The organism is Salinicola sp., from assembly GCF_982684285.1.
Map to the genome: position 1 here is coordinate 1 of NZ_CEXLVS010000280.1, position 4,979 is coordinate 4,979.

The window sequence follows — 4,979 nt, forward strand, 5'->3', positions numbered from 1 at the left end:
AGGTCATCGGGAGAATCAACTGCAATGATTTTTCCTTTGTTTATGATTGCAATTTCATCGCAGATATACTCCGCTTCAGTCAATACATGAGTGGTATAGAAAATAGTGAGGCCAGATTTGGCCTTATTTTTTAAAAAATCCAATAGATCATTTTTGGATATCTGTCGAAAGTATGGGGTGGTTATTGCCGGTCATTCGTTAGCCTAATCGGCGCTCGTGGCCGGTGGCTAATCGTTTTTTTTGCAACCCCGATAACCGGGGGTTATTGTCTTTGACCAAAGGATTATGCGGGGTGGTATCGATGTCCAACGATAGTCGTATTCACGTCAAGGGCTGGTTGCGCATCAAGCACCTCGTGCTGCTCGTCACGCTGGATGAAAGCCGTAATCTTCATGCCACGTCGCGCCATATGAACATGAGTCAGCCCGCGGCCAGCAAGATGCTCAAGGACATCGAGACCTTCTTCGGCATGACGCTCTTCTACCGCCAGCCTCGCCACATGGAGATCACCGACGCCGGGCGGTTGCTGGTGCGCTACGCCCGCAGCATCCTCAACGATACCGATCGCCTGATCGACGATCTCGTCTCGCTGAGGGAGGGAGGGTACGGCAAGCTCGTCATCGGCTCGGTGCCGGGAGCGGCACCGCTGCTGCTGCCCAAGGCGATCACCTCGATCAAGGCGCGGCGTCCGCAACTGGCGGTGAGCCTGTTCGAGAACTCCAGCGACCGGCTGCTGGCGGACCTGGAGTACAAGCGCCTGGACGTGGTGATCGGGCGCGTGACGGAACACGCCCAGCACCACCTGTTCGACTTCATGCCCCTGCAGGCGGAGCCGGTCTCGATCGTGGTCAGGGCGGGGCATCCGCTGTGCGAACGCCCCCCGGGTCTGGGCGAGATCGTGCGCTGGCCCTGGGTACTGCATCCCATGAGCAGCCCGATGCGAGGGTTGTTCGAGGTGGCGCTGGCGGAGTCGGGCGTGGCTTCCCCCCGCAACGTGGTGGAAACCACGTCGACACAGACGACGCTGCAACTGGTGAGCTCATCGGACGCCATCGCCCTGCTGCCGACGTCGGTGCTCAAGACCGCGATCTCGGCGGGCAAGTTCACCGCGCTGCCGCTGGTGATCGGCGAACCGCTGGGCTATTACGGCGTGCTGACCCGCAAGGGGGAAGAGATATCGGACGTGGTCGGCGAGTTCATCGATACCCTGTTGATGCGCGGCGACGCCTGAGCGCCGTCGGTTCGACGACGGCGCTCGCTGCGCTCTTGCGGCGGGCGGGGCGTTCGCGATCGTGTCAGCGCTGGCCGAGATGGGCCAGCAGGGCGCGAATACCGAAGGTCCAGGGTGGCAGCCGATCGCTGCGATCGACGACGTTGGTCAGCGCGCCCAGCCGGGACGTCGAGATCGTCACCCGGTCGCCCACGTGATGGGTGAAGCCCTGGCCCTCGCCATCCCGGTCCTGGATCGGCGAGAACATGGTACCGAGGAACAGCATGAAGCCGTCGGGATACTGGTGGTGGGTACCGTAGGTCTGCGCCACCAGGTCGAGCGGATCGCGGCTGATTTCGCGCATGTCGCTCTCGCCCTCCAGCACGAAGTCGTCGTCCACCCCCTCGATGCGTAGCGAGACCCGGGCGTTGCGCACGTCGTCGATGCCGAAGTGTTCGTCGAACAGGCGGATGAAGGGGCCGATCGAGCAGGAGGCGTTGTTGTCCTTGGCCTTGCCCAGCAGCAGGGCGCTGCGCCCCTCGATATCGCGCAGATTGACGTCGTTGCCGAGGGTCGCGCCACGCACCCGGCCCTCGGCGTCCACCGCCAGCACGATCTCCGGCTCCGGATTGTTCCATTGGGAGGCGGGGTGCAGGCCGACTCGCGCACCGTGGCCGACGGCGGACAGCGGCTGCGCCTTGGAGAACACCTCGGCATCGGGGCCGATGCCCACTTCCATGTACTGCGACCAGCCGCCACGGGCTTGCAGCTCGGCCTTCAGTGCCATCGCTTCCTCCGAACCGGGCTCGATCCGCGACAGGTCGCCACCGATCAACGCCTGGATCTCCTCGCGCAGCTCGGCGGCACGCTTGAGGTCGCCACCGGCCTGCTCCTCGATCACCCGCTCCAGCAGGCTGACGGCGAAGGTCACGCCGCAGGCCTTGATCGCCTGCACGTCGCAGGGGGCCAGGAGATAGGGCGCCTGCGGTATATCCGCATGGCTGTTGGCAAGCACTTCGGCCAGGGTGTCGACGGTGTCGCCGGGCGCTTCGCGAACGAGCCAGGTCGCGTCGTCGCGTTCCAGCAGGTCGGCCATGGTGGCCACGTGGCGGGAGAGGTCGACCAGCGTATCGCCGCGCAGCGCCACCGGCGCCGGCCCGGCCCGGCCGCCGGCGCTCTCCAGCCAGACGCGACCCACCAGCAGGGCGCGATCGGCATCGTCGGGCAGGCAATGCCCGGCCTGGCGTTGCGGGGAAAGGGAGTCGGGATCGTTGAATGAGGCCATGTAGCGGTGAGCTCCTGTCGAGTCGAGAGAGAAAGTGGGATTGCTTCAGCCGAACGCGGTATTGCCCGATAGCGACGAGTCTGCCACGGCCTCGCGCATGGCCTCCACCACGTCCGGTGGTAAGGGGATGCCGTTGTCCAGATAGTCCCGGCGGCGGGCGAGGCCGGACTGACCCGGCAGGCGCACCGGCCGCTCGGGATCGCGCGGCCGGCTGCCGAGGCAGCGTCTGGCGATGTGGTCGGTCTCGTCGAGGAAGGAGTCCGTGCCACCGAAACGGGCCGGATCGATCACCATGACCATCACCGACGCTCCCCAGCCCTGCGGGGAGTCCTTGCGGCCGTAGCCGGAAAGGGCCGACGTCAAGGCTTCGACCATCAGCCCCAGCGCAAAGCCCTTGTGGCCGAAGGCGAGTTCGCCCAGGGGCAGGATGCTCCCCTCCGGGGAGGCGAAATAGTCCTCGGGATCGTCACTGACCTCGCCGTGGCCGGTGAGAATCGCCGGGTGGCCGAGCCTGTCGCCGGCGGCACGGGTCTTGCCCACGGTGCCGTTGGTGATCGTCGACATGCTGACGTCGATCAGTAGCGGCTGTTCGCGCCCGGGGATACCGATCGCCAGCGGGTTTGGGGTGTAGACCCGGTCCAGGCCGCCGAACGGTGCGACCGAGGCGACCGCCGGATCCGAGGTCAATATCAGCGGAACCAGGTTGGCCTCGACCAGCGGTTGCAGGTACGCCGCCAGGCACGCGATGTGGTGCGACCGCTTGAGACTGACCATGCCGATCCCGAACGTAGTGGCCGCGTCGCGACAGTGGTCCAGCGCGCGTTGCACCAGGTACGGACCCAGCAGGTAGTGGCCGTCGAACAGCGCCGCGACCGGGCTGTTCTCCTGGATCTCGAGCCGGCTGTGATCGCCGCAGGCATGGCCCGCCTTGAGATCCTTGAGATAGCCGTTGGCCAGTTTCACGCCGTGGGTGTGGTGACCGAGCAGGTCGCCCTCGACCAGGATGCGCGCGGTGGTTTCCGCCACATCGGCGCTGGCGCCGTTCTCGGTGAACAAGGTGAACAGCGTGGCGCGCAGGGTATCGGCGTCGTAGCGTGTCATGAGGACCTCGGTGTCTGGTCGGTTTGCGCCGGGCGGCGCCAGTGTCGGAATAGGCGAATCAGCGTGGGCAGCGCCCAGATCAGAATGACCAGCGCGCCCAGCGCGGCGCTGATCGGCCGTTCGAAGAAGGCCAGCAGGTCGCCGTTGGATTTCAGCATCGAACTCATGAAGCTGTTCTCCAGCGTGCCGCCGAGCACCAGGCCCAGGATCGCCGGCGCCATGGGGAAGTCATTGCGGGCCAGCACGAACGCCACCAGCCCGATGATCAGCATGATCCAGATGTCGGTGATCGAGTTGTTGATGGCGAAGGCGCCGACGATGCAGAAGCTCAGAATCACCGGCATCAGCAGCTTGCGCGGGGTCAGGATGAACACCTTCGAGGCGCGAATGGCGAGGTAGCCGATCGGCAGCATGATCAGGTTGGCGACGAAGAATACGGTGAACAGCGCATAGACCTGGCCGCCGCCGTTCATGAAGATCGTCGGCCCCGGGTTCATGCCCTTCATGTAGAGCACGCCGATGACGATGGCGGTGATGGTGTCGCCCGGTATGCCGAACACCAGCGCCGGTACCCAGGCACCGCTGATGCCGGAGTTGTTGGCGGAGCTGGCATCGACGATGCCCTCGATATGGCCGGTGCCATATTTCTCCTTCTCCTTGGAGCGACTCTTGCCCAGCGCATAGGCGATCCACGCGGCGATATCCGCACCCGCGCCAGGCAGCGCACCGATCAGCGTGCCCAGCGAACTGCCGCGCAGGATGTTGCGCCAGTAGGTCTTGACGTGCCCCGGGGCGTTGGCGAACACGCTGTCCTTGGCCATTACCGGGACGCTGCGCGCTTCGGCCCGCGAGCCGTAGAACATCATGATCTCGTTGAGCGCAAACATGCCGATCATCACCGGGATGAAATTGATGCCGGCCATCAGGTCGGGCACGCCGAAGGTGAAGCGCGGCGCGCCGCTCATCATGTCGAGACCGACGGTCGACAGCAGCAGTCCCACGGTCAGCGACAGGAACGCTTTGACCCGGGAACCGATGGCGATGAAGATCGAGCTACTCAACCCCAGCAGGGCGAGCCAGAAGTACTCGAACGAGCTGAAGTTGAGCGCCATTTCGGCCAGCGAGGGGGAGACGAAGACCAGCACCATGGTGCCGAACAGCCCGCCGATGACGGAGCAGATCAGGTTGGTGCCCAGCGTTTCCCGGGCGCGGCCCTTCTGGGCGAGACGATAGGATTCGCCGACATAGGCCGCAGATGCCGGCGTGCCGGGGATGTTGAGATAGGTGCCGGGAATGTCACCGGCGAAGATCGCCATCGCCGAGGTCGCCACGATGGCGGCAATGGCCGGGGTGGCATCCATGTAGAACGTGATCGGCACCAGC

The 4,979-nt window shown here is 64.8% G+C and carries 4 protein-coding genes; 1 reads left to right on the forward strand and 3 read right to left on the reverse strand.

What is annotated here, in order from left to right; translation table 11 throughout:
* The first annotated feature begins 301 nt into the window (after positions 1-301).
* Entirely contained in the window at positions 302-1,231 is a 930-nt protein-coding gene (locus AC3AYF_RS18145) for a LysR substrate-binding domain-containing protein (protein ID WP_295041105.1), read from the forward strand.
* A 64-nt stretch (positions 1,232-1,295) separates the two neighbouring features.
* Here AC3AYF_RS18145 and AC3AYF_RS18150 read toward each other — a convergent pair whose 3' ends face one another.
* The 3 genes from AC3AYF_RS18150 to AC3AYF_RS18160 form a co-directional block, all read right to left on the reverse strand.
* Positions 1,296-2,495, reverse strand: coding sequence for a fumarylacetoacetate hydrolase family protein (locus AC3AYF_RS18150; protein WP_295041107.1), 1,200 nt, complete (start codon positions 2,493-2,495; stop codon positions 1,296-1,298).
* A 45-nt stretch (positions 2,496-2,540) separates the two neighbouring features.
* The gene (locus AC3AYF_RS18155) at positions 2,541-3,596 is read right to left on the reverse strand and encodes an Ldh family oxidoreductase (protein WP_295041109.1); all 1,056 of its coding nucleotides are present in this window, start codon (positions 3,594-3,596) and stop codon (positions 2,541-2,543) included.
* Positions 3,593-4,979: tripartite tricarboxylate transporter permease (locus AC3AYF_RS18160; RefSeq protein ID WP_487780138.1), on the reverse strand; the 1,387-nt coding region annotated here is incomplete at its 5' end. The genes AC3AYF_RS18160 and AC3AYF_RS18155, both read right to left, overlap by 4 nt.

Excerpts from the sequence above, each read along its gene's own strand:
- AC3AYF_RS18145 (WP_295041105.1), top strand. The coding sequence starts at position 302 with ATGTCCAACGATAGTCGTATTCACGTCAAGGGCTGGTTGCGCATCAAG.
- AC3AYF_RS18150 (WP_295041107.1), bottom strand. The coding sequence starts at position 2,495 with ATGGCCTCATTCAACGATCCCGACTCCCTTTCCCCGCAACGCCAGGCC.
- AC3AYF_RS18155 (WP_295041109.1), bottom strand. The coding sequence starts at position 3,596 with ATGACACGCTACGACGCCGATACCCTGCGCGCCACGCTGTTCACCTTG.